Consider the following 23526-nt stretch of genomic DNA (forward strand, 5'->3'; position numbering starts at 1 on the left):
TTTTCGGCCATGGCCCGGCCCTCACCGCCCGGAGCAGGCCGTCCGAACCCGGAGAACTGGAGCGACCACATGAGCCTCGGCGTGCGCTGGAAACTGCACGGCGACGGGAGGACACCCGCTCCGGGAGCCGTCGTCCGGCCGGACGAGCGCCTCTCCTGGCCCCGTACCGCCGGGCTCGGCGCCCAGCACGTGGTCGCGATGTTCGGCGCCTCGTTCGTGGCGCCGGTGCTCATGGGCCTGGACCCGAACCTCGCCATCATGATGTCCGGCGTCGCGACCGTGATCTTCCTGCTCGCGACCCGGGGCACGGTCCCCTCGTACCTGGGCTGCTCGCTCTCCTTCGTGGGTGTCGCCGCCGCGATCCGGGCCTCCGGCGGCTCCAGCGCCACCGTGACCGGCGCCGTCTTCGTGGTCGGCGGCGTGCTGTTCCTGGCCGGTCTCGCGGTGCGGAAGTTCGGCGCGCGGATCATCCACGCGGCGATGCCGCCGGTGGTCACCGGCGCCGTGGTCATGCTGATCGGCTTCAACCTGGCCCCGGTCACCGCCTCCACCTACTGGCCACAGGACCAGTGGACGGCGCTCCTGGTGATGCTCTTCACCGGGCTCGCCGTGGTCTGCCTGCGCGGCTTCTGGTCGCGGATCGCGATCTTCCTCGGCCTGGTCTTCGGCTACGCCGTCTCCTGGGTCTTCGACCTGGTCTTCGGCAAGATCCACTCGATGTCCCCGGGCGGCCAGGTCACCGACCACTGGCGGCTCGACCTCTCCGGCGTCTCCCAGGCCGACTGGATCGGCCTGCCCAGCTTCCACGGCCCCAGCTTCGAGTGGTCCGCGATCCTGGTGGCGCTCCCCGTCGTCATCGCGCTGATCGCGGAGAACGCGGGCCACGTCAAGGCCGTCGGCGAGATGACCGGCGACAACCTGGACGACAAGCTCGGCACCGCGATCGCCGCCGACGGCGCCGCCTCGATGCTCTCCACCGCCGTGGGCGGCCCGCCGAACACCACGTACTCCGAGAACATCGGCGTCATGGCCGCCACCCGCGTCTACTCCACCGCCGCCTACTGGGCCGCGGCCGGCTTCGCGCTGCTCTTCGGCCTCTGCCCCAAGTTCGGTGCGATCGTCGCCGCCATCCCCGGCGGCGTGCTCGGCGGCATCACCGTGATCCTGTACGGCATGATCGGCCTGCTCGGCGCCCAGATCTGGATCAACGCCAAGGTCGACCTGCGCAACCCGCTCAACCTGGTGCCCGCCGCGGCCGGCATCATCATCGGCGTCGGCGGCGTGAAGCTCACCTTCACCGACACCTTCGAGCTCGGCGGCATCGCGCTCGGCACCATCGTGGTCATCACCGGCTACCACGTGCTGCGCGCCTTCGCCCCGGCCCACCTCAAGCAGCAGGAGCCGCTGCTCGACTCGGGCACCAGCTCGTACGAGGGCACGTCGGGCGACGGCGCGGGCCCGAAGCCGTAGCCCATTCGCCCGATCTGGGGAAGCCGGGCGGCGGAACGCCTCCGTCCGGCCGCCGGACTGCCACGCTGCGTCCATGGCGCAGACGCAGCACCTCCCCGTCGGGCCCTTCACCGCCGTCGACCCCGTGGTGGACCGGATGCGGGCCTTCCGTTCGGCCTGGCACCCGGCCGACGGGGTCGCGGTGTTCAACCGGGTCTACCTGACCGTCACCGAGGAGATCGGGCACGCCCTCGAAGCCGGCGCCTTCGCCGACCGGCGGGCCGCCGCCACCCTCGACGTGCGCTTCGCCCAGCGCTACCTCGCGGTCGTCGACGCGGTCGCCGCCGGCGCCCCGGCCCCGGCCTGCTGGCGCCCGCTCTTCCACTACCGCCGGCATCCCGGCGTACGGCCCCTGCAGTTCGCCCTCGCCGGGATCAACGCGCACATCGGGCACGACCTGGCGCTCGCCGTGGTGGACACCTGCCGGACGCTGGGGTGCGCGCCGAAGGAGCTGGAGGACGAGTTCGACCGGGTCGGCGACGTCCTCGTCCTGCTGGAGGAGCGGATCCGGGAGGAACTGATGCCGGGCCCGGACCTCCTGGAGGTCGCGGACCCGCTGACGCATCTGCTCGGCTGCTGGAGCCTGGACCGGGCCCGCGACGGGGCCTGGCTCGCCGCCCGCTCACTGTGGCAGCTGCGGCGGCTGCCCGACCTGGCCGAGGAGTTCACCGAACGCCTCGACCGGTCGGTGGGCCTGGTGGGGCGGATGCTGCTCACCCCGCTGGCCCGGCCCTGACCTGGACCCTGACCCGGATCAGTCCTCCGGCAGCTCGACCGGGGCGATCTCGTCGTACACGTCACCCGGACCGGGGTTGGTCGTGTCGGTGGCGCCGCCGAAGTGGTGCATCACGCCCCAGACCGCGTTGAGCGCCGTCTGCACCGCGCCCTCGGCCCAGCCGGCCGTCCACGAGATGTCGTCGCCGGCCAGGAAGATGCCGCGCTTGTCCTCGGGCAGCCGGTCCTGCATGAAGTGGGTGAACAGGCGCCGCTGGTAGCGGTAGTGGCCCGGCAGGTTGGCCTTGAACGCGCCCATGAAGTAGGGCTCGTTCTCCCAGGAGACGGTGACCGGGTTGCCGATGATGTGCTTGCGGATGTCGACGTTCGGGTAGATCTCGCCGAGCGACTTCAGCATGACCTCCATCCGCTCGTTCGCGGACAGCGGCAGCCACTTCAGGCTGTCGTCGCACCACGTGTACGAGAGGCAGATGGTGGCCGGCTTGTCCGGGCCGTCGTCCAGCAGGTAGGTGCCGCGGGTCATCCGGTCGGTCAGCGTCATCGACATGACGTCGCGGCCGGTCACCTCGTCCTTGTCCAGCCAGAACGGCCGGTCCACCGGCACGAAGAGCTTCGAGGACTCCATGTAGTGGGTCCGCTCCATCGCCGTCCAGTGGTCGATCGGGAAGAGCGAGTCGTCGCAGGCGATCTTGGACAGCAGCATCCAGGACTGGGCGGTGAAGATCGCCGCCTGGTACGTGCGGATGTCGCCGGACGCGTCGGTGACGGTGATCCGGTTGCCGGCCGCGCGGGTCAGCCGGGTCACGGCCGGGCGCGGGGCGCCCTCGTGCAGGGAGCTCAGCGAGGTGCCCTGGGCCCAGTGGACGATCTTCTGCGGCTCGCGCTCCCACAGGCGCAGCGGCAGCTGCTGGGAGCCGCCGACGATGCCGCGGTGGTGGTCGTCCGCCTCGGTGTAGACGACCCGGAGGATCTCCAGGATGGAGTTCGGGAAGTCGGTGTCCCAGCCGCCGGTGCCGAAGCCGACCTGGCCGAAGATCTCGCGCTTGCGGAAGGACCGGAACGCCTCGGACTTGCAGAGGAAGCCGTAGAAGGTCTCGTCGTCCAGCTTCTCGACCAGCCGGGCCCAGATCTCGCGGATGCGCGGGACGTCGCGCTCGCGCATCGCCCGGTTCATGTCGGAGAAGTCGGCGCCCTCGTCGAGGCAGGCGTTCCACGCCTCGGCGACGTCCCGGTAGATCTGCGGGAGGTCGGCGATGGTCTCGGCGTAGTGGGTCTCGCCCTTGAGGTCCACGACGGTCGAGGGGGTGGCCTCGGCCAGCGGGTTCGGGAACGGCGTGGTCTCCAGGCCGACCAGGTCGATGTAGTGCTGGAGCGCGGTGGAGGAGGGCGGGAAGCGCATCGCGCCCATCTCGGCCGTCAGGCCCTCGGTCTCCGGGCCCTCGAAGCCGACGGTGCGCAGCCGGCCGCCGATCTGGTCGGCCTCGTAGACGACGGGCTTGAGGCCCATCTTCATCAGCTCGTACGCGGCGATGATGCCGGACAGGCCGCCGCCGATGACCGCGACCTCGGTGCCGTGCTCCGTCGCGGGGACCTGCCCGAGACCGGCCGGGTGGGCCAGGAAGTCGTCGTAGGCGTACGGGAAGTCCGGGCCGAACATGGTGATCGGCGGCTGCTGCTCGTCGGCGTGCTCGACGGCGTTGGGCACGGTGGACGTCATGGGGTACGGACTCCTTGCACGGAAAGCGGGTGTGGCAGGCGGGGCGGGGGGGCTGGGCGGGGCCGGCTCAGACGAGGGAGCCGTAGAGCCCGGGCCGCCGGTCCCGGAGGTAGGGGTTGAGCGCGCGGGAGGCCGCGAGGGCCGCCGGGTCGACGTCGCCGAGGACCAGGTCCTCGCCGTGCCCGGCGCGGGCCCGGGCGGTGCCGTCGGGGGCGGCGAGCGTGGACAGGCCGACGAACTCGAAGTCGCCCTCGGGGCCGGTGCGGTTGGCGTACGCGATGTAGAGCTGGTTCTCGAAGGCGCGGACGGGCACCACCGACAGCGGCACGACCTCGGCGGGGTGCATCAGCGCGGTCGGCACGAGGAGGAGGTCGGTGCCGGCCAGCGCCTGCGCCCGGACGTTCTCGGGGAACTCGACGTCGTAGCAGATCATGAGGCCGACGGTGAGCCCACCGAGCTCGGCCTGGACGACGGCCCGGTCGCCGGGGGTGAACCACTTCAGCTCGAAGTCGCCGAAGAGGTGGGTCTTCCGGTAGTGCGCGAGCACCTCGCCGTCGGCGCCGAAGAGCTGGGCGGAGTTGTAGAGGACCCCGTGCCGCTCGGTGTCGCGCTCCGGGTAGCCGTAGCCGACGGCCAGGCCGTGGCGGGCGGCGATCGCGGCGACGGCGCGCGCGGAGGGGCCGTCCGAGGGCTCGGCAAGGCGGGCGATGGAGTCGCCGATGGCGTACCCGGTGAGGAAGAGCTCGGGCGCCAGCAGCACCCCGGCGCCGGCGGCCGCGGCGCGGGCGGCGGCCTCGTCGAGGCGCTTGAGGTTGGCGGCCACGTCACCGAGCTCTCCGGAGCTCTGGAGCAGGGCGGTGCGCAGCGCGGGCATGGGCCGTCCTCGGGGCAGAAGGGGAGGGAGTAATTCAAAGGGAAGACGTCAAAAACGGTACGGTTCCGGACTCCGCCGGGACAAGGCGAGACCGTTGCGGACCGACCGTCGAACCGTTGCGCGATCCTCGGCCACGACGGCGATTCGTTGCGCACGGCCCCGACCCGGGGCGTACGGCGTCCCCGCCGCGCGGCGGAGACGGGGACCGTTCCCGGGCCCGACGCCGTGGCGCGGGCGGCGCGGAAGAGTGGTGGGCGTCCGGTTGACCTGCCGAAAGGACCGAAACGACATGACCCGCCGCACGAAGCTCGCCGCCGTCGCCGCCGCGCTCCTGATCACCGCCGGGGCGGCGGGCTCCGCCACCGCCTCGGGCGACGGGAAGGGCCCGCGCCGGGAGGCGGCGGCGCTGACGGGGACGGCCAAGCTGTACCGGGTGGCCTCGGACGACATCACCTTCGCCTTCGACGCGCACCTGGCGCTGAAGGACCGCAACGATCCGCTGGCAGCGACCGGCACCTTCCGCTACAGCCACTACAAGAACGGCAAGGGCGGCCGGGCCGAGGTGGCGGTGGACTGCCTGGTCACGGGCGGCAAGGTGGCCACGGTCACCGGCGTCGTCACGGCGACCGACGTGCCCGGGCTGCTGCACCGGCGGGTCGGGGTCTCGGTCCACGACGACGGCCGGCGCGACCGGCTGGGCTACAGCTGGGCCGCGTCCGACCCCACGAAGGACGAGGTCCCGCCGTGCACGGCCGCCGCCCCGTTCGAGCGGGTGAAGGCGGGCACCGGCGACTTCGACGTGCTGCCGTGGGTGTACGACTACCCGGCGGAGTAGCCCGTACGGAGAGCTAGGCGGGCGAGCCGGAGGAGAAGCGCCGCAGCAGCGGCGAGAGCACCAGGACGGACTTGGTGCGCTCCACGAAGGGCTCGCCCGCGATGCGCTCCAGGACGCGCTCGAAGTGGCGCATGTCCGAGGCGAAGACCTGGACGACGGCGTCCGCGTCACCGGTGACGGTCGACGCGGACACCACCTCGGGGTACCGCTCCAGACCTCGCCGGATGTCCTCCGGCGAGGTGTTGTGGCGGCAGTAGATCTCGACGAACCCCTCGGTCTCCCAGCCGAGCGCCGCCGGGTCCACCCGTACGGTGAAGCCGGTGATGGCGCCCTCGGCCCGGAGCCGGTCCACCCTGCGCTTGACCGCGGGAGCGGAGAGTCCGACGAGCGAGCCGATGTCGGCGTAGCTGCGGCGGGCGTCTTCCGCGAGGGCGTGGACGATGCGTTCGTCGAGGTCGTTGAGTCGCACTACGGGTGGATCACTTCTCTGCTGATGCCAGTCGGGAGCGGCGCATGCCGTACAGGAAGTAGAACACGAGACCCGCGGCCATCCAGCAACCGAAGACCACCCAGGTGACGGCGTCGAGGCTGAACATGTTGTACGCGCAGAAGCCGAAGCCGAGGACCGGGAAAACCGGGCCGAACGCCACCTTGAACGTGCGCGGCATGTCCGGGCGGGTGTAGCGCAGGACGATGACGGCGATGTTGACCAGGCCGAAGGCGAAGAGGGTGCCGATGCTGGTGGCGTCGACCAGCTTGCCCAGCGGGATGACCGAGGCGAGCGCGGCGCAGAACAGCGAGACGATCACCGTGTTGACGCGCGGGGTGCCGGTCTTCTCGCTGACCCTGCCGAAGACCTTGGGGACGAGGCCGTCGCGGGACATCGCGAAGAGGACGCGGGTCTGGCCGTAGAGCACGGTCAGGACGACGCTGGCGATGGAGATGACGGCGCCGGCGGCGAGCATCGTGCCCCAGAAGGTCTGGCCCGTGACGTCGTTCATGATCGCCGCGAGGGTGGCCTCGGAGCCCGCGAAGTCCTTCCAGTGCCAGGCGCCGACGGCGACCGCGGCGACGAGGACGTAGAGGACGGTCACGATGAGCAGCGAGAGCATGATCGCCCGCGGCAGGTCGCGCTTGGGGTCCTTGGCCTCCTCGCCCGCCGTGGAGGCGGCGTCGAAGCCGATGTAGGAGAAGAACAGGCTGGCGCTGGCCGCGCCGACACCGGCCATGCCGAGCGGCATGAAGTCCTTGTAGTTGCCGGACTTGAAGCCCATGAAGCCGATGGCGCAGAAGAGCACGAGCGCCGCGATCTTCACCACGACCATGATCGTGTTGACCAGGGCGGACTCCCGGGCGCCGCCGAGCAGCATGACCATCGCCAGCAGGACGACGATGAGGCCGGGCAGGTTGATCACGCCGCCCTCGCCGGGGGCGGAGGAGAGCACCTCGGGGAGGGTGACGCCGATCGTGCCGTCGAGCAGCTCGTTGAGGTACTCGCCCCAGCCGACCGCCACCGCGGCCACCGAGACGCCGTACTCCAGGACCAGGCACCAGCCGCAGACCCAGGCGACGAGTTCGCCCATCGTTGCGTACGCGTACGAGTACGAGGAGCCCGCGACCGGTATGGAGCCGGCCAGCTCGGCGTACGAGAGGGCCGAGAAGAGCGCCGTGAGACCGGCGATCACGAACGAGAGCGTGACGGCGGGACCGGCCTTGGGGACCGCCGAGCCGAGCACGACGAAGATGCCGGTGCCGAGCGTCGCACCGATGCTGATCATCGTCAGCTGCCACATGCCGAGCGTGCGGCGGAGCGTGCCGCCCTCACCGTGGCCACCCTCCGCGACCAGCGCTTCCACCGGCTTGCGCCGGATCAGGGCCCCCAGTGCGGAGGTCTTGCGGGCGGTCGTGTCCTCGACCGGTGGGGCTGCGCCGTGGTCCAGCACTGCGGGGGCTCCTTATCGCTGCCTGACGATGGGGCGGGGACCGCGGCGGTACGCGGGCAGGACTGAACTGCCCACGGGGGAAGGGGGAACCGCCGAGCAGGCGGTCGCCGCCACTCCTGGTACGGGGCATGAGCCTAAGGGCTCGACCTTCGCACCCGTAATGCAGCGTTGTTGCGCAATGGCGGATGATCATTGCGCGCTCGCGGCCCGAACGGGGAAACATTGCGCTCCCCCGCATGAATCGACACATCGGGGGCATCCGGCCATCCCCCGCGCGCGCCTTGACTCCTCGCCCCGGATGACCCACGCTGCACGCGCCTGATCGGAGGTCCCCGTGAGCTGGCTGGAGCCCGCCCCCTTCCTTCGCGGCACGGCCTGGCTGGACGGCGACCGGCCGGTGCGCGCCGACCCCGCCGACCTGGAGCGGCTGCCCTGGGACATCGCCGAGCGGGCCGCGCTGCCGATCGGGGTGCGGGTCGAGTTCACGGCGGCGCCGGGCACCCGGGCGGTCGAGCTGCGCTACCGGGCGGCCGTGCCCGGGCCCGGGGACGCGCTGCGCTCGCTGCGGCACGGCTTCGCGCTCTGGCGGGGCCCGCGCTGCCTCGCCGAGGCGTTCCCCGAACCGGCGACCGAGGGCACCGTGCGCCTGGAACTCCCGCGCTCAGGCGGCGAGTTCACGGTCCATCCGCCGGAGGGCCAGGCCCCGGTGGTACGCGGCCTGCGGCCGGTCGGCGGCGCGCTCGCCCCGGCGCCCCGGCGCCCGCGCTGGCTGGTGCACGGCGACTCCATCACCGAGGGCTGGTGGTCGACCCGCCCCGCACACTCCTGGCCCGCGACGGCCGGCCGGGCGCTCGGCCTGGACGCGGTCAACCTCGGCTACGCGGGCGGCGCGCGCGGCGAACTCCCGCTCGCCGAGCACCTGGCGCGGCTCCCCGGCGAGCTGATCACCCTCGCCTTCGGCACCAACTGCTGGTCCACGGTGCCCTGTTCGGCCCCGCTGCTGTACGAGACGACCCGCGCCTTCGTGACCTTGGTCCGGCGCGGCCACCCGGACACCCCGCTGCTGCTGCTCTCCCCCGTGCTGCGCCCGGCGGCCGAGCTCACCGGCAACGCCCTGGGCGCGACCCTCGGGCAGCTGCGGGAGGCCATGGAGGAGGCCGTACGGGGCCTCGTGGCGGCCGGGGACACCCGCCTGGCCCTGCTGCCCGGCCGGCCGCTGCTGGGCCCCCAGGACCTCGCCGACGGGCTCCACCCCAACGACCGGGGCCACCGGCGGATCGCGGCGGCGGTGGCGGGCGCGCTGAGGACAGCCGGCTTCGTGCCCCCGGGCCCCTCCTGAGCCCCGGGCCGTCCGGGTGCCCTGGTGTCCGGGTGACCGGGTGTCCCCGGGAACGCCACGGACCCCCGGGAGGAAGCTCCCAGGGGCCCGTGGACCGTTCTGAAACCGCGTGCGCGGGTCAGCTCCAGCTGGCGTGCAGCGGCTTGCCCTCCGCGTAACCGGCGGCGGACTGGATGCCGACGGTCGCCTTCTCCTCGAACTCGGCGAGCGAGCTGGCACCGGCGTAGGTGCAGGAGGAGCGGACACCGGCGATGATCGAGTCGATCAGGTCCTCGACACCCGGACGCTGCGGGTCGAGGAACATGCGCGAGGTGGAGATGCCCTCCTCGAACAGCGCCTTGCGGGCGCGGTCGTAGGAGGACTCGTCGCTCGTGCGGTTCTTGACGGCGCGGGCCGAGGCCATGCCGAAGGACTCCTTGTACGCGCGCCCCTTGGCGTCGTACTGGAGGTCGCCCGGGGACTCGTACGTCCCGGCGAACCAGGAACCGATCATGACGTTGGACGCACCGGCGGCGAGCGCCATGGCGACGTCGCGCGGGTGCCGCACGCCACCGTCGGCCCAGACGTGCTTGCCGTACTTCTTCGCCTCGGCGGCGCACTCCAGGACGGCGGAGAACTGCGGGCGGCCCACGCCGGTCATCATCCGGGTGGTGCACATGGCGCCGGGGCCCACGCCGACCTTGATGATGTCCGCGCCGGCCTCGATGAGGTCCTTGACACCCTCGGCGGCGACGATGTTGCCGGCCACGATCGGGACCTGCGGGTCGAGCGCCCGGACGGTCCTGATCGCGGCGATCATCGACTCCTGGTGGCCGTGCGCGGTGTCGATGACGAGCGTGTCCACACCCGCGTCGAGGAGCTGCTTGGCCTTGCCCGCCACGTCGCCGTTGATGCCGACGGCGGCGGCGATGCGCAGCCCGCCCTTGGCGTCGACGGCCGGGCTGTACAGGGTCGCGCGGAGCGCGCCCTTGCGGGTGAGGATGCCGGCCAGGCGCCCGTCCTTGTCGACGGCCGGGGCGTAGCGGCGGTTGGCGGCGTCGAGGGTGTTGAACGCCTCGCGCGGCTCGATGTCGGCGTCGAGGAGGAGCAGGTCCTTCGACATGACCTCGGACAGCTGGGTGAAGCGGTCCACGCCGGACAGGTCCGCGTCGGTGACGACGCCGATCGGGCGCCGGTCCCCGTCGACGACGACACCGGCGTCGTGGGCCCGCTTGGGCAGCAGCGACAGCGCGTCGGCGACGGTCTGGTGGGGCTCCAGGACGATGGGGGTGTCCAGGACGTGGTGGCGGCTCTTGACCCAGCCGATGACGTCGGTGACGACCTCGATCGGGATGTCCTGGGGGATGACGACCAGGCCGCCGCGCCGGGCGACGGTCTCGGCCATGCGGCGGCCGGCGATGGCGGTCATGTTGGCGACGACGAGCGGGATCGTCGTACCGGTCCCGTCGGGCGAGGAGAGGTCCACGGCCTGGCGGGAACCCACGGCCGAGCGGCTCGGCACCATGAACACATCGTCGTACGTGAGGTCGTACGGCGGCTTGACGTCATTGAGGAAACGCACGTGCTGACATCCCAGTCGTTCGGATCGGCCCCTAGGCATTTCAGCCAGGGGAAAAAGCACGTAGTTCATTGTCCCACGTCTGTACGAATACCAGTCCCGGGCGAATCATCCGAGGCTCGCGGGGTGTCTTTCGTCGTTTCCTCCGAAGACCTCGCCGAGCGAGAGGAGGACGGCGAGGCGCGCGGGGCGCTCCTCGACGGCCGTGGCGAAGACGTCCTGGGCCAGCCGCCACTCCCGGGGGTGGGTCGCCGCGTACTCCTGCCAGCCGGTGACGACGAGCACGACGGGCTCGGGCAGGTCGGTGAGGCAGTCGGCGAGGGCGTCCCAGTTGCGCCCGAACCAGTCGGGCAGGGCGAGCGTCGTGGCGCAGCGGTCCATGAAGGCGGCCTTGTCGGCGACGCCGTACAGGTCGAGGACGACGGGGTCGCCGTGCTCATCGAGCCTCATCCGGGACCACCTCCCGGAAGCTCTCGTAGTGGTCGTCGGTGTAGTACACGTCGCCCTCCGTCCCGGTCACGATCCGCCGCGCCCCGCGGTCGCGGGAGCCGGGGGTCTTGACCGTGTACTCGTGGTAGTAGCCGCGCTTCCGCCGGGGCAGCACCTTCTCGAAGTTCGAGAAGACGGTGCCGTCCTTGGCGTACGGGAAGGGCCCGCCGTCCCGGATCAGGGTGAGGGTCCGCCGCGCCTCGGCGGGCAGCGCGCCCTCCCGGACGGTGGGGAGCGTGGAGAAGCGGGTGGCGGCGGCGCCGGGGCTCCGGGTGCCGGGGGCGCTCCCGGGGCTCCGGGAGCCGGCCGGCGGGGCGGCGTCCGTGGTGCGGGAGGGGGCGGCGGTGGCGGTGCTCTCGGCCCTGCTCTGGCCGCCGCCGGTGCCGCCGCCCGCGCAGCCGGTCAGCAGCAGCGCGAGCCCGGCCAGCAGGGCGAGCCCGAGCCGGGCACATCGTGTGATCATGCCCCGATGCTGCCACCGGTGGCGCCCGCCGACACGAACGCCCCGCCGGGTGAACGGCGGGGCGTGTCGGAGCGGCGGGGCCCGGAGGCGCCGTCCGGGACGGTACGGGACCGGGGTCCCGGCGCCCGGCTCAGGCGCTGTCGGGGTCCTTGCGGTCCAGGGCCGGGCGGGGACCCGGGCTGGACTCGGTGAGCAGGTAGTCGGCGGCCGAGCGGTCGGTCACCAGGCTGGTGACGAGGCCCGAGCGGAGCACCGCGCCGATCGCCGCCGCCTTGCGCTGGCCGCCCGCGATGGCGACGACCTCGGGGATCCGGCGCAGCCGGTCCGCCTCGACGGTGATGCAGCGCTCGCCCAGGTCGCGGCCGACCCGGCGGCCCTCCGCGTCGAAGAGGTGCGCGGACATCTCGGCGGCGACGCCGAGCGAGGCGTAGTGGGCGCGCTCCTCGTCCGAGAGCATGTCGTGGACGGTGGAGATGCCCGGCTCCCAGGAGCCGATGGAGACGCAGGCGACGGTCACCTTGTCGAAGTACTCGAAGGCGCGCGCGATGCCGGTCTGGCTGCGCAGCGCCGCCGCGGTGGCCGGGTCGGGCAGCAGCATCGGCGCGTAGATCGGGTGCGCCTCGCCGCCGGAGACCTGGGCGGCCCGCCGGACCGCCTCGACCGAGCCGCGCTCGGCCGTGCCCGCGTCGTAGACGCCGGTGAGCTGGACGACCGTGCAGGGCGGCAGCCGGTCGAGGGCCGCCGCCATGTGGATGGTGGACCGGCCCCAGGCCAGGCCCAGCACGTCGCCCTCGGTGACCAGCTCGCCGAGCAGGTCCGCCGCGACCTCGCCGAGGTTCTCCGGGTCGGGCGACTCGTCCTCGCCCTCCGCCGGGGACTCGACGACGACGGCGTGGCGGAGCCCGTAGCGGGCGCGGAGCGCGTCGGAGCGCTCGGCGTCCAGCTCCGCCGGTACGCGGATCTCGATGCGCACGAGGTCGCGCTCCAGGGCGGTCTCCAGGACCCGGGCCACCTTGAAGCGGCTCACGCCGAACTCCTCGGCGATCTGGATCTTGGACTTGCCCTCGAGGTAGAAACGGCGGGCCATGGCCGCCGCCTGCACGAGCTCCGCGGGTCCCATCCGCAGGGCTGACCGTCCCGCCGACATACCCGCCACCGCGATCTCCTCACTGCTGTTCACGTACGGCTGCTCCGGTGCCGCGGACCCCTGTCCGGCCCGCGTCACGCTCTGGTCACCGGGACTGGAGCGCCCGGCGCTGTTCACACTCTGGACTCACCGTTCATCCTGTCAGATCCGGTGGGTCCCGTTCGGTTCCGTCGGCGGCCCGACGGGCCGCGTTCATGTCCCGGAGGGCAGTTGGCGGCTCAGTGGCCACACGCCCACGCGGCCGAGGCCGTCGCGGCCTCCGCCTTCGCCCGCAGGGAGCGGACGGCGGCGGCCGGGTCGGCGGCCCCGTAAACGGCGGAACCGGCCACGAAGACGTCCGCGCCGGCCTCGGCGCACCGCTCGATCGTGGACTCGGCGACGCCGCCGTCGACCTGGAGCCACAGCTCCAGACCGTGCTTGGAGATCAGCTCACGGGTGCGGCGGATCTTCGGCAGCATGATGTCGAGGAAGGACTGGCCGCCGAAGCCGGGCTCGACCGTCATGATCAGCAGCATGTCCAGCTCGGGCAGCAGGTCCTCGTACGGCTCGATGGGCGTGGCCGGCTTGAGCGCCATGGAGGCCCGCGCGCCCTTGGCCCGGATCTCCCGCGCGAGGCGCACCGGCGCCGCCGCGGCCTCCACGTGGAAGGTGACCGAACCGGCGCCCGCCTCCACGTACTGCGGGGCCCAGCGGTCCGGGTCCTCGATCATGAGGTGGCAGTCGAGCGGGGTGTCCGTGGCCCGGGCGAGCGACTCGACCACCGGCACGCCGAGGGTCAGATTGGGCACGAAGTGGTTGTCCATCACGTCGACGTGCAGCCAGTCGGCCCCGTCGACCGCCTTCGCCTCCTCGGCGAGCCGGGCGAAATCAGCGGACAGGATGCTGGGATTGATCTGCGCCATGTGCCAAGCCTGCCATGTTCTTGAGGACTTCTTTGCCGCGAATCGGTTTGCGTGCCGAGACCGTGGCCCCGTACTGGTACAGACCAGCTGATTCCGCCGCCCGGGTGTCAGGCGGTGCGCCGGATCAGCGCCAGGTACATGGCGTCCGTACCGTGCAGATGCGGCCACAGCTGGATGTCGGGCCCCTCGCCGAGGTCCGGGACGCCGGGCAGCAGCGGGCGGGCGTCGATCAGCTCGGCGCCGCCGGTCTTCTTGAGGACGTCGTCGACGACGACCCGGGTCTCGGCCAGGTGCGGGGAGCAGGTCGCGTAGCCGACGACGCCGCCGACGCGCACGGACCGCAGCGCCTCGGCGAGCAGCCCGCGCTGGAGCGGGGCGAAGCCGTCCAGGTCGGAGGGGCGGCGGCGCCAGCGCGCCTCGGGGCGGCGGCGCAGCGCGCCGAGCCCGGAGCAGGGCACGTCCATCAGGACCCGGTCGAAGACGCCCTCGCGCCACGGCGGGCGGGTGCCGTCGGCGGCGATGACCTGGTACGGGCCGGGGTTGCCGGCCAGCGCGCGCTCGACGAGGCGCGCCCGGTGCGGCTGCTTCTCGGAGGCCAGCAGGGCGGCGCCGCGCTCGGCGGCCAGCGCGCCCAGCAGCGCGGCCTTGCCGCCGGGGCCCGCGCAGCCGTCGAGCCAGCGTGTGTCGGGGCCGTCGAGGGGGGCGTTGGCGAGGGCGAGGGCGACGAGCTGGCTGCCCTCGTCCTGGACGCCGGCGCGGCCCTCGGCGACGGCCGGGAGCGCCCCGGGCTCGCCGCCCTCGGCCAGCGTCAGCGCGTACGGGGACCAGCGGCCCGGCTCGGTCTCGGCGGAGGCCGCCAGCTCCTCGACGGTGGCGCGGCCGGGCCGGGCGACCAGGGTCACGGCCGGGCGCTCGTTGTCGGCCTCCAGGAGCGCCTCGATGCCGGCGCGCCCGCCGCCGAGGGAGTCCCACAGCGCGGAGACCACCCAGCGCGGGTGCGAGTGGACGACGGCCAGGTGGTCCTCGGCGTCGTCCTCGTACGGCGGGGCGACCCGCGCGACCCAGGTGTCGAAGTCGTCCTGCGCGATCTTGCGGAGCACCGCGTTGACGAACTTGGCGCGTCCGTCGCCCAGCACCACCCGGGCCAGCTCGACGCTGGCGGAGACGGCGGCGTGGCTGGGGATGCGGGTGCCGAGGAGCTGGTGGGCGCCGAGCGCGAGCACGTCGAGCACCGGCGGGTCGACCTCGCGCAGCGGGCGGTCGATGCAGGAGGCGATGATCGCGTCGTAGGTGCCCTGGCGGCGCAGCGTCCCGTAGACGAGCTCGGTCGCGAGGGCCGCGTCCCGCCCGTCGAACTTCTCCGGCCCCTCCTTCTCGCGGGCCTTCTTGAGCAGCGGCGGCAGCACCAGGTTCGCGTACGCGTCCCGCTCGTCCACGGCCCGCAGCGCCTCGAAGGCGAGGATCCTGACCGGGTCCTTCTTGGGGCGCCGGTAGGGCTTGGGGGTACGGGGACGTGCCTGCTCGCTCAAAGGTGCTCCGCGTGAGAAGTGAACGGTGGTGCGACGGGGTGAGGTGGAACGGGGCCGACGGGCGGCGGGAGGGCCGCCCCGGCCCTCCCAGCCTACGTCCGCCGGCGGGGGCTCACGCCCCGACCCGCTCCCCGGGGGCGATGCGGACGCCGCGCGCCCAGTCGGCGGCCTTCATCGGCTTCTTGCCCTGGGGCTGCACCCACAGCAGCTCGACGGCGTGCGAGCCGGTGCCCGCGTAGACGTTGTTCTTGCCGACGGAGAGCTCGCCGGGGGCGAGGTCGGCGCGGTCCGGGACGAGGGCGGCCTGGATCAGCTTGAGGCGCTCGCCGCGGAAGAGGGTCCAGGCGCCGGGCGCCGGGGTGCAGCCGCGGACGACGCGGTCGACCCGCAGCGCGGGGGCGGCGAAGTCGACGTGGGCGTCCTCGACCTGGATCTTCGGGGCGAGGGTGATCCCGTCGGCGGGCTGCGGCACGGCCTTGAGGGTGCCGTCCTCGATGCCGTCCATGGTGGCGGCGAGCAGCCCGGCGCCCGCGAAGGCGAGCCGGGTGAGCAGGTCGCCGCTGGTGTCGGCGGGGCGGACCTCCTCGGTGACGACGCCGTAGACGGGGCCGGAGTCCAGGCCCTCCTCGATCTGGAAGGTCGAGGCGCCGGTGACCTGGTCGCCGGCCATCACGGCGTGCTGCACGGGCGCGGCGCCGCGCCACGCGGGCAGCAGCGAGAAGTGCAGGTTGACCCAGCCGTGGGCGGGGATGTCGAGGGCGGTACGGGGCAGCAGGGCGCCGTAGGCGACGACGGGGCAGCAGTCGGGCGCGATCTCGCGCAGCCGGGCCAGGAACGCCTCGTCGCGGGGGCGCGCGGGCTTCAGGATCTCGATCCCGGCCTCCTCGGCGCGCTCGGCGACGGGGCTGGCGACCAGCCGCCGGCCGCGGCCCGCGGGCGCGTCGGGGCGGGTGACGACGGCGGCCACCTCGTGCCGCCCGGAGGCGAGCAGGGCGTCCAGGGCGGGCACGGCGACCTCGGGGGTACCAGCGAAGACGAGCTTCACGCGGGAAAACCTCGCATCTCGGGGCGATCGGGGCGATCAGGGTGATCGGGGACCTCCCCGCCCCGGGCGGGGCCGGGCGCGCGGGTGAGGGCGGCGCACCAGTCTAGGCCGGGCGGCCGGGCCCGGCTCCCCGGCCTCCGGCGGGGCCGCCCCCGGGGGGCGTACGCGTGGACGAGCGCCCTGCGCATATGCGTGTACGCCCCCGGGGCGTGACCAGACCCCGGGTGGCGCGTTGGTCAAGAGAGATTGACCGAATCGGGCCGCCCCTCCCCAAGCGGCCCGCCCCTTCACACGCCGGTTCGAGAGGCTTATCCATGGCCGACCACGCAACCCACGACGCCCAGGCCCGGGCGAGTCTGCACCTGCTGGTGCGGGACATCGAGCGGGTCCGGCGGCAGGTGGACGCACTGCGCACGCTGACGGCCCAGCTGGGCAATGTCTACCGCCCTCGCCGCTCCGCCCCGTCCACGGGCTTCGTCGTCTACGGGCGCGCCCCCGCCCCGACCGTCCGGCTCGCCCAGGAGCTGCGGGACAGCGTCGAGACCCTGGTGACGGCGGCGGTGGACTTCGACCGTTCCCTCGGGTTCTCGTGGGACGCGGTGGGCTCCGCCCTGGGTGTCACCAAGCAGGCGGTGCACCGCCGCTACGGCTCCCGCCGCGCCCCGCAGCCGGGCGCCGCACTGGAGCAGGAGCGGACGCCCGAGACGACCACGACCCGCACGCTGCCGGTGGTCCCGCCGGCCCGCAGCATGCCGCCGCAGCCCACCTCGGGCAGCCAGACCCTCCGCGAGGACCAGCGCCCGCCGGCCTTCCCCGCCCCCCGCAACGGCTGACCACACCAGCCACCCCACTCCCCCGGGCCGCCCGCCGTGTCCCCGGACACGACGGGCGGCCCCTCGCGTGGGCGGGCCTTCCCGCCGGACGCGGATGGGACGTACGGGGCCTCCAGCCGATGGCCGTCCGGCGTACGGCCCTCCGGGCGAAGACCGACCGCCGCGTGGGCGACGCCTCCACCTCAGCCGAAGGCCGTCCGGCGTACGACCCTCCTGGCGAAAGCCGGCCGCCCCGTGGACGGCGCCACCGCCTCAACAGAAGACCATCCGGCCGTACGGCCCCTCCGGGCGAAGACCAGCCACGTCGTGGGCGCCGCCTCCGCCTCAGCCGATGTCCGGCGGGTCCACCCGCACCCGTACGGGCTCGCCGCCGCCGCGCGCGAGCCGGGCGGCGCGTGCCTGCTTGAGGGCCAGGGCCAGGGCGGCGCCGCTGCCGGGCGGGACCCGGATCAGGGCCCGCTCCCACTGCTCGCCGGGCGGGGTGTCGCCGGGGCGGCGCGGGCCGCCGGGGCGGGTGACGGGCAGCGGGACCGGGCCGAGGATCTCCGCGTCGGGCGGCAGCGTGGCGGCGGCCAGGAAGCCCGCGAGGGCGTCCGGCGGGCCGGCGACGGCGGCCATCCGGGAGACCGGCGGGAAGCCCAGCTCGGCCCGCTCGGCCAGCTCCCGCCGGGCGTGCCCGACGGGGTCCCAGCGGACCAGGGCCTGGACCGGCCGGAGGGTCGGTTCGGCGACGACGACGACCGTGCCGCCGTCCGGCTGGCCGCGGACCAGGGAGGCGGCGTCGATCCAGCGCCGCAGCGCCTCTTCCCCCGCGCGCAGGTCGGGGCGGCCGAGCATGGCCCAGCCGTCGAGGAGCAGCGCGGCGGCGTAACCGCCCTCGGCGACGGGCTCGGCGCCGGGCGTGCTCACCACCAGCGCGGGGCGGCCCGGCACCCGGTCGAGCACGTGGTCGCGCCCGGAGGTGCGCACGGGCACGGCGGGGAAGGCCCGGCCGAGCTCCTCGGCGGTGCGCCGGGCGCCGACGATCTGGGCCCGCAGCCGGTCGGAGCCGCACTCCGAGCAGTGCCAGCCCTCGGCGCCGCGCCCGCACCAGGCGCAGTGCAGCGCCTGCTGCTCGGGGGCCTCCAGGGGGCCGGCGCAGTGGGCGCAGCGGGCGGGCGTGCGGCAGCGCTCGCAGGCGAGCCGGGGCACGTAGCCGCGGCGCGGGACCTGGACGAGGACGGGGCCGGTCTTCAGGCCCTCCCGGACGATCTGCCAGGCCAGCGTGGGCAGCCGGGCGGCGCGGGCGGCCTCGTCGCGGGCGAGGTCGGTGTCGCCGACGGTCCGCACCAGCGGGGCGGCGGCCCGGACCTGCTCGCGCCCGGCGGCGAGCGGCTGCGCCCAGCCGGACTCGACGAGCTGGGCGGCCTCGACGGTGCAGCTCGTGGAGCCGAGGAGGAAGGCGCAGCGGTCGTGGGCGGCGCGCAGCAGCAGCACGTCACGGGCGTGCGGCTGGGGGGCGTGCGGCTCGCTGTGGCTGCCGTCGCCGTCGTCCCAGATGACGGCGAGGCCGAGTTCGCGGACGGGCGCGAACATCGCGGCGCGGGTGCCGACGACGGCCCGGACGGCGCCGCGCCGCACGGCGAGCCACTGGGCGTACCGCTTCTCGGGTCCGGCCTCGGCGGTCAGCAGGGCGTGCCGCCCGTCGCCGAGGAGCGCGGTGAGGGCCCGGTCCACCCGGTCGGCGGCGCGCCCGTCGGGGACGACGACGAGGGCGCCGCGGCCGGAGGTGAGGGTGGCGGCGACGGCGCGGGCGATCTCCTCGGCCCAGTGGGGGCCGGGCAGCGCGTTCCAGACGGCGCGGGGCGCCCCGCCGTGCGCGAGGGAGTCCAGGAAGGCGGCCCCCCGCTCGTACCGCGTCCAGCTCCCCGGCTCGGGGACGGGCGGCGGGGGCAGCGGCGCGGGCGAGGGGCGGCCCTCGGCGCGGGCGCTGCGGGGCGGCACGGCGAGCTGGAGCACGTCGGCGAGGCTGCCGGCGTACCGGTCGGCGACGGCGCGGGCGAGGGCGAGCTGTTCGGGGCCGAGCACGGGCTCGGGCGAGACGACGTCGGCGAGCGCGGCGAGCGGCCCGGAGTAGTCGGAGTGGGCCAGCCGCTCGACGAGGAACCCGTCGATGAGCCGCCCGCCCTCTCGGCGCCCGCCCCTGACCTGGTGCGCACCGGCCCCGAACCGCACCCGCACCCGCACCCCGGGCCGGGCGGCCTCGTCGAGCTCCTCGGGCACGGCGTAGTCGAAGAACTGGTCGAGGTGGAGCACCCCCTTGTTGACCACGACCCGCGCCACCGGCAGCTCCTTGGCGAGCGCGGCCCCCCGCCAGGTCCGCGGCTTGGCCCGCGGCACCTTGGCCTGCCGCACGGTCTCCCGGATGAGCGCGAGCTGCTCGGGCTCCGCATGCCCCTCGGGCTTCTCGTTCTCGCTGCTCACAGCCTCATACCTACCAGACGGCACCGACAAGCCCTCGGCACGGACCGGCCACGCACTGGCCGGATCGGCGCTCTGTCCGCCGCGCCGCGCCAGATGGAAACGTGAAACAGCTCCGACCGCCTTGTCGCCGATTCACGCCCGGACCCAGGCTGTCACGCGGAAAGAGAAGGGGAGCGACGGTGGACGGCTTATCGAGATTCGGCCCCGAGCTGCGCCGGCGACGGCTGGCGGCGGGAATGACGCTGGACGGCCTCGCGACGCGGGTGCACTACAGCAAGGGGCAGTTGAGCAAGGTGGAGACGGGGCGGCAGCAGCCGACGCCGGAGCTGGCCCGGCTGTGTGACGGCGCCGTCGGGGCGGGCGGCGAACTCGCCGCGCTCGTCCCGTACACGCCGCGCACGGCACGGCCGAGCCGCCGGCTGGTGATGACCGCCGGCGCGGCCTCGGCTCTCACGCTCGCCGCGACGCCGCCGGGGGCCCCGGCCGCTCCGACGAACCCGGCGCCGGTGCCGGACCCCGGCCGGATGGCGGACGCCGTCGGCGGGCCACTACTGGACGGCGTACAGGCCCTGCTCGGCGAGTTCCGGCGGCTCGGCCAGACCGCCCCGGCCTCGCTCGTCCTGCCCTCGGTCGCCGCCCAGGCCCGTACGCTGCCCGAGCTCGCCCGCGCCTCCGGAAGCCGCACGGCGCGGGGCCTGTACGTGCTCGCCTCCCGGTACGCCGAGTTCACGGGCTGGATGGCCCAGGAAAGCGGCGACGACCGGGCCGCCCTCGCGTGGACGGACGCCGCCGTGCGCCTCGCCGAGGCGGCGGGCGACCGCGACCTGGCCGCGTACGCCCTCGTACGCCGGGGACTGATCACCTTCTACGGCGGAGACGCCAAGGCCACCGTCGAGCTCGTCCAGGGGGCGCAGAGCGGCCGGTCGCCCGATCGCATCCGGGGCCTGGCCGCCCAGCGCGAGGCCCAGGGCCACGCGCTCGCCGGGGACCGTGACGCCTGCTTCCGGGCCCTCGACCGGGCCCGGGTCCTGCTCGACCGGGCCGCGGCCACCGGATCGGACGGGCTTCCCGTGGTCGGCACCACCCACCTCGGCGACCCGGTCGCCATGACGACCGGCTGGTGTCTGCTCGACCTCGGACTGCCACGGCAGGCGGCGGAGGCCCTCGACCGCGAGGTCGCCCGCGTCCCCGAGCACGCCCTGCGCACCCGGGTGCGGTACGGGGCGCGCCGCGCGCTCGCCCACGCCGTGGCGGGCGAGGCGGACCACGCCTGTGCCCTGGCCCTGCCCCTGCTGGCCGGGGGCGAGGCACTGGCCTCCGCGACGATCCGCGTCGATCTGCACCGGCTCTCCCGTGTCCTCGCCCGGCACCACAGAAACGCCGCCGTGCGCGCGCTCACCCCGCGGCTCACGGCCGCACTGCACGACACCGTCCATCCCAGCGTCGTACGAGAGGCAGTACCGCGTGTCTGAGATCTTCATCAATTACCGGACCGGTGACGGGAACGAGATCGCCGCGCTCCTCTACCAGTCCCTGACCCGGCGCTTCGGCGAGGATGCCGCGTTCTTCGCCGGCGAGTCGATCAGGGCCGGCCAGAACTTCGCGCACGAGCTGCTGACGCATGTCCGGCGGAGCAGCGTCCTGCTCCCTGTCATCGGGCCGGACTGGTCCGGTGACCGGCGTCTGCATGACGAGGACGACTGGGTCCGGACCGAGATCGCCGAAGCCCTGCGCTGCGGCGTGCCGGTGATTCCCGTCATCCGGGGCCGCCGCACGGACCGGCTCGACGCGGCGGACCTGCCGTCGGAGCTGGCCGAGCTGGCGGAGCTGCAGTCCCTGCGCATCGATTCGGCGAGCCACGACCGGGACCTGCGGGAGATCGGCGAGGCCGTGGCCGAGCTCGTACCCCGGCTGGCGTCCCGTGACGCGCACCGGACCGCGACGGCCCCGCAGCCCCCGGGCAGCACGCAGAACTCGATCCACGACGGCAACAACGGCTTCAGTTTCCAGGGCCGGGACATCGGTTCGATCGGCACGGTGTTCTCGGGCCCGACCGGCCCGGTCCACAGCGGCTCGGGCGCCCAGCACAACCACACGCACCGCCCGACCCTCTCCGGCGACGGAGCCGCGTACGTGGCGGGGGACAACCACGGGGGCATCTCGCACCGCTTCGGCCGCGCGGAGAGGGACGAGGCCGACGGCCGATGAGCGAACCGTTCTTCACGGGGGTGCGGGCCGAGGGCGGAAACGTGCACGCCGGCTCCGGCCCGCAGTACAACTACTCCTTCCACGAGCGGACGGCACCGGGAGCGCCGCCGCTGCGCCCGCTGGCCGAAGACCACCTCGTCTGGCTGCGCCGACGCTTCATCCCTCCCACGGGCATGGCCGAAGCCCACGAACGCCTGGAGCGCCAGGGCACGCTGTTGCTCGACGCGCACCCGGGCAGCGGGCGCACCGCCACGGCCCGGATGCTCCTGCACAAGCTGGGAGGGGTCCGGGCGCCCCGGCAGCTCCTGGCCGACGAGGGCATCGGGGCGGACCAGGCGGGCGAGCACCTCGGCGACGGTGACCGGCTGCTGCTCGACCTCACGGAGGCCGACCAGCGGAAGTGGGAACAGGTCCACGACAGGCTGCCCTCCTTCCATCAGGCGGTACGGGAACGGAGGGGCCACCTGGTGGTGCTCCTCCCCCGCCAGGCCCATCCGCTGAGCAACGAGGTGGCGGCCTGGCTGCACACCGTCGTCCGCCCGAGCGGTATGCGGGTGCTGTTGCGGAGCTTGAGGATCGCCGATCCGCCGCTGGCCGAGAGCCCCGACGACCTCCCGCCCGCCGTTCACACCTACGTGGCGGAGGGCCCGCCGCTGAGGGACATCGCGCGCCTCGCCCGGCTCATCGGCGAGGCCCGGCAGGCCGACCCGGCGAACGGCATCGACGACTGGTGCGCCGTCGCCCTCGAAAGCCTGCACGAGCTTGCCTCGGCCGTGCGGGGGGCGGTCGACACACTGGACGCGGCACCGGACCGCGCCCTGCTGATCGCCGCGTCGATGCTCCCCGGCTGCCGCCCCCACGTGCTCCACGCCGTCGGCGAGGAACTGCTGAAGGCCGTGGGCCATCCCGCCGACACCCGCCCCCTGCTGGAGCGCGAGTGGCTGTTCCAGCGGCTGAGCTCCATCAAGGCCGGACTCGGCCCTGACGGCTCCGTCTCCTTCGCCCTCCCCGACTACGCGGCGGCCGTCCGCACCCACTTCTGGACGCATATGCCCGCGCTCTGGCGGCCCTTACGCATCTGGGTGGAACGCTCCGTGCGGCTGCCGTCGCTCGGCCCCGACGACCGGGACGCTCTCGTCGCCGGGTACGCCGAGCAGACCCTGCGCACGGGACAGCACGGACATCTCCTCGCCTCGGTGCGGAAGTGGACCGGCTCCGACGAGCCGCGCACCGTCCAGGCCGCCATCCAGGCCCTCGGCCATGGCCTCAGTGATCCAGGAGCGGGGCAGGCATTCCGCCAACAGGTCTACACCTGGGCCACCGACTCGAACATCCAACGGGGTCTCGCCCGCGCGCTGGTGGTCGTCTCCGCGGATGTCATGAGCGTGAGCCACCCCCACCAGGCGCTGGTCCGCCTCCACCATCTGGCGCGACGGGCGGGCCGCGGGCTGAAGGCCGACCAGCGTCTGCTCACTCTCGTACGGGAGGACCGGCAGCTCCACCGGGTCATGCTCGACCGGCTCGCCCGCGGCCTCACCCAGCACAGCTGGCCCGCCGACGTCGCTCTCTTCCGCGCCTGCGCCGCCCCGCCCCTCCTCGTCGCGCCCCGCGCGGACCGCCCGCCGCTCCTCGACCAGCAGGACGTCGTCACCGCGCTCACCACGGGCTGGCGCGCCCTGTGCACCCGGTGGCCCGAGGCCGGGTGGCTGGCGCCGGCGGAGGAATGGCTGAGCGCCGCCGACGAGGACCGCCGGTACGGCGACGTGCTGCTCGATGTGCTCGCCCGGGCCGCCGGGGCCAGCCCGGCCGCGGCGGCGCGGCTCTACGTCCTGTCGCTCCGGCACCCGTGCAGCGGGCGGCTGCGCGGGCGGCTGGACGCCGCGCAGGGCCTGCGCTCCGTGCGCTGACCACTTCACCGACACTCGTCTCGGAGACAC

General features: G+C 74.1%; 20 protein-coding genes. 8 read left to right on the forward strand and 12 right to left on the reverse strand.

The genetic code is table 11. The features are described 5' to 3' along the window. Positions 1-69: 69 nt before the first annotated feature. The gene (locus AB0C99_RS32225) at positions 70-1470 is read left to right on the forward strand and encodes a solute carrier family 23 protein (RefSeq protein WP_362482776.1); all 1401 of its coding nucleotides are present in this window, start codon (positions 70-72) and stop codon (positions 1468-1470) included. A 73-nt stretch (positions 1471-1543) separates the two neighbouring features. Next, a complete protein-coding gene (locus tag AB0C99_RS32230) occupies positions 1544-2245 on the forward strand; it encodes a DUF5995 family protein (protein WP_362482779.1) in 702 nt (233 codons plus the stop codon). 18 nt (positions 2246-2263) lie between these two features. Here the strand turns inward: AB0C99_RS32230 and AB0C99_RS32235 are convergent, their stop codons facing one another. Further along, positions 2264-3961 carry an NAD(P)/FAD-dependent oxidoreductase gene (locus tag AB0C99_RS32235; protein ID WP_362482781.1) on the reverse strand — a complete coding sequence of 566 codons (1698 nt, stop codon included), beginning with the start codon at positions 3959-3961 and terminating at the stop codon, positions 2264-2266. Positions 3962-4028: 67 nt separating this feature from the next. After that, complete coding sequence (locus tag AB0C99_RS32240; protein ID WP_362482784.1) at positions 4029-4835, reverse strand: carbon-nitrogen hydrolase family protein; 807 nt, start codon at positions 4833-4835, stop codon at positions 4029-4031. 289 nt (positions 4836-5124) lie between these two features. On the opposite strand from AB0C99_RS32240, the gene AB0C99_RS32245 reads away from it, so the two are divergent. After that, positions 5125-5670, forward strand: coding sequence for a Repetin (locus AB0C99_RS32245; protein WP_362482785.1), 546 nt, complete (start codon positions 5125-5127; stop codon positions 5668-5670). 13 nt (positions 5671-5683) lie between these two features. Here the strand turns inward: AB0C99_RS32245 and AB0C99_RS32250 are convergent, their stop codons facing one another. After that, positions 5684-6139 (reverse strand): Lrp/AsnC family transcriptional regulator, encoded by a 456-nt coding sequence (locus tag AB0C99_RS32250; RefSeq protein WP_030691274.1) that lies wholly within the window; start codon positions 6137-6139, stop codon positions 5684-5686. Positions 6140-6149: 10 nt separating this feature from the next. Further along, the gene (locus AB0C99_RS32255) at positions 6150-7613 is read right to left on the reverse strand and encodes an amino acid permease (protein ID WP_362482787.1); all 1464 of its coding nucleotides are present in this window, start codon (positions 7611-7613) and stop codon (positions 6150-6152) included. A 334-nt stretch (positions 7614-7947) separates the two neighbouring features. On the opposite strand from AB0C99_RS32255, the gene AB0C99_RS32260 reads away from it, so the two are divergent. Continuing rightward, positions 7948-8952 carry a GDSL-type esterase/lipase family protein gene (locus tag AB0C99_RS32260; RefSeq protein WP_362482790.1) on the forward strand — a complete coding sequence of 335 codons (1005 nt, stop codon included), beginning with the start codon at positions 7948-7950 and terminating at the stop codon, positions 8950-8952. A 118-nt stretch (positions 8953-9070) separates the two neighbouring features. Here AB0C99_RS32260 and AB0C99_RS32265 read toward each other — a convergent pair whose 3' ends face one another. The 7 genes from AB0C99_RS32265 to fmt all read right to left on the reverse strand — a co-directional run bounded on the left by AB0C99_RS32265 (position 9071) and on the right by fmt (position 16085). Then, positions 9071-10513, reverse strand: a complete 1443-nt coding sequence (locus tag AB0C99_RS32265) for a GuaB1 family IMP dehydrogenase-related protein (RefSeq protein ID WP_362482792.1) — start codon at positions 10511-10513, stop codon at positions 9071-9073. A 105-nt stretch (positions 10514-10618) separates the two neighbouring features. After that, complete coding sequence (locus AB0C99_RS32270; RefSeq protein WP_362482795.1) at positions 10619-10960, reverse strand: barstar family protein; 342 nt, start codon at positions 10958-10960, stop codon at positions 10619-10621. Beyond that, on the reverse strand, positions 10947-11462 hold the full coding sequence (locus AB0C99_RS32275; protein ID WP_362482798.1) for a ribonuclease domain-containing protein: 516 nt from the start codon (positions 11460-11462) through the stop codon (positions 10947-10949). The genes AB0C99_RS32270 and AB0C99_RS32275 overlap by 14 nt, the downstream gene beginning before the upstream one ends. 130 nt (positions 11463-11592) lie before the next feature. Further along, a complete protein-coding gene (locus tag AB0C99_RS32280; protein WP_362482801.1) occupies positions 11593-12642 on the reverse strand; it encodes a sugar-binding domain-containing protein in 1050 nt (349 codons plus the stop codon). Positions 12643-12827: 185 nt separating this feature from the next. Continuing rightward, positions 12828-13511 (reverse strand): ribulose-phosphate 3-epimerase, encoded by a 684-nt coding sequence (rpe, locus tag AB0C99_RS32285; protein ID WP_362482804.1) that lies wholly within the window; start codon positions 13509-13511, stop codon positions 12828-12830. A gap of 107 nt (positions 13512-13618) precedes the next feature. Beyond that, positions 13619-15040 (reverse strand): transcription antitermination factor NusB, encoded by a 1422-nt coding sequence (locus AB0C99_RS32290; RefSeq protein WP_362482807.1) that lies wholly within the window; start codon positions 15038-15040, stop codon positions 13619-13621. Between the two features lie 112 nt (positions 15041-15152). Next, the gene (gene fmt, locus AB0C99_RS32295; RefSeq protein WP_362482810.1) at positions 15153-16085 is read right to left on the reverse strand and encodes a methionyl-tRNA formyltransferase; all 933 of its coding nucleotides are present in this window, start codon (positions 16083-16085) and stop codon (positions 15153-15155) included. A gap of 314 nt (positions 16086-16399) precedes the next feature. Between fmt and AB0C99_RS32300 the strand changes: the two genes are divergently transcribed. Next, the gene (locus AB0C99_RS32300) at positions 16400-16918 is read left to right on the forward strand and encodes a hypothetical protein (RefSeq protein WP_362482813.1); all 519 of its coding nucleotides are present in this window, start codon (positions 16400-16402) and stop codon (positions 16916-16918) included. A 324-nt stretch (positions 16919-17242) separates the two neighbouring features. On the opposite strand, the gene AB0C99_RS32305 is transcribed toward AB0C99_RS32300, so the two are convergent. Further along, entirely contained in the window at positions 17243-19381 is a 2139-nt protein-coding gene (locus AB0C99_RS32305) for a primosomal protein N' (RefSeq protein WP_362482816.1), read from the reverse strand. 179 nt (positions 19382-19560) lie between these two features. Here AB0C99_RS32305 and AB0C99_RS32310 point away from each other — a divergent pair, with 179 nt between their 5' ends. The 3 genes from AB0C99_RS32310 to AB0C99_RS32320 are packed head-to-tail and all read left to right on the forward strand — an operon-like array spanning position 19561 to position 23496. Further along, positions 19561-20853 (forward strand): helix-turn-helix transcriptional regulator, encoded by a 1293-nt coding sequence (locus tag AB0C99_RS32310; protein ID WP_362482819.1) that lies wholly within the window; start codon positions 19561-19563, stop codon positions 20851-20853. Next, positions 20846-21589 (forward strand): TIR domain-containing protein, encoded by a 744-nt coding sequence (locus AB0C99_RS32315; protein ID WP_362482822.1) that lies wholly within the window; start codon positions 20846-20848, stop codon positions 21587-21589. Before AB0C99_RS32310 ends, AB0C99_RS32315 begins: the two co-directional genes overlap by 8 nt. After that, positions 21586-23496: a hypothetical protein gene (locus AB0C99_RS32320; RefSeq protein ID WP_362482825.1), complete on the forward strand. Its 1911-nt coding sequence runs from the start codon at positions 21586-21588 to the stop codon at positions 23494-23496. Before AB0C99_RS32315 ends, AB0C99_RS32320 begins: the two co-directional genes overlap by 4 nt. The last annotated feature ends 30 nt before the right edge of the window (positions 23497-23526 follow it).

The sequence above is a fragment of the Streptomyces sp. NPDC048659 genome, assembly GCF_040650575.1.
GTDB lineage: Bacteria > Actinomycetota > Actinomycetes > Streptomycetales > Streptomycetaceae > Streptomyces.

What these genes read in the sequence shown, in the direction of transcription:
- AB0C99_RS32225 (WP_362482776.1), top strand. Translation starts at nt 70, where the DNA reads ATGAGCCTCGGCGTGCGCTGGAAACTGCACGGCGACGGGAGGACACCC.
- AB0C99_RS32230 (WP_362482779.1), top strand. Translation starts at nt 1,544, where the DNA reads ATGGCGCAGACGCAGCACCTCCCCGTCGGGCCCTTCACCGCCGTCGAC.
- AB0C99_RS32235 (WP_362482781.1), bottom strand. Translation starts at nt 3,961, where the DNA reads ATGACGTCCACCGTGCCCAACGCCGTCGAGCACGCCGACGAGCAGCAG.
- AB0C99_RS32240 (WP_362482784.1), bottom strand. Translation starts at nt 4,835, where the DNA reads ATGCCCGCGCTGCGCACCGCCCTGCTCCAGAGCTCCGGAGAGCTCGGT.
- AB0C99_RS32245 (WP_362482785.1), top strand. Translation starts at nt 5,125, where the DNA reads ATGACCCGCCGCACGAAGCTCGCCGCCGTCGCCGCCGCGCTCCTGATC.
- AB0C99_RS32270 (WP_362482795.1), bottom strand. Translation starts at nt 10,960, where the DNA reads ATGAGGCTCGATGAGCACGGCGACCCCGTCGTCCTCGACCTGTACGGC.
- AB0C99_RS32275 (WP_362482798.1), bottom strand. Translation starts at nt 11,462, where the DNA reads ATGATCACACGATGTGCCCGGCTCGGGCTCGCCCTGCTGGCCGGGCTC.
- rpe (WP_362482804.1), bottom strand. Translation starts at nt 13,511, where the DNA reads ATGGCGCAGATCAATCCCAGCATCCTGTCCGCTGATTTCGCCCGGCTC.
- AB0C99_RS32300 (WP_362482813.1), top strand. Translation starts at nt 16,400, where the DNA reads ATGGCCGACCACGCAACCCACGACGCCCAGGCCCGGGCGAGTCTGCAC.
- AB0C99_RS32320 (WP_362482825.1), top strand. Translation starts at nt 21,586, where the DNA reads ATGAGCGAACCGTTCTTCACGGGGGTGCGGGCCGAGGGCGGAAACGTG.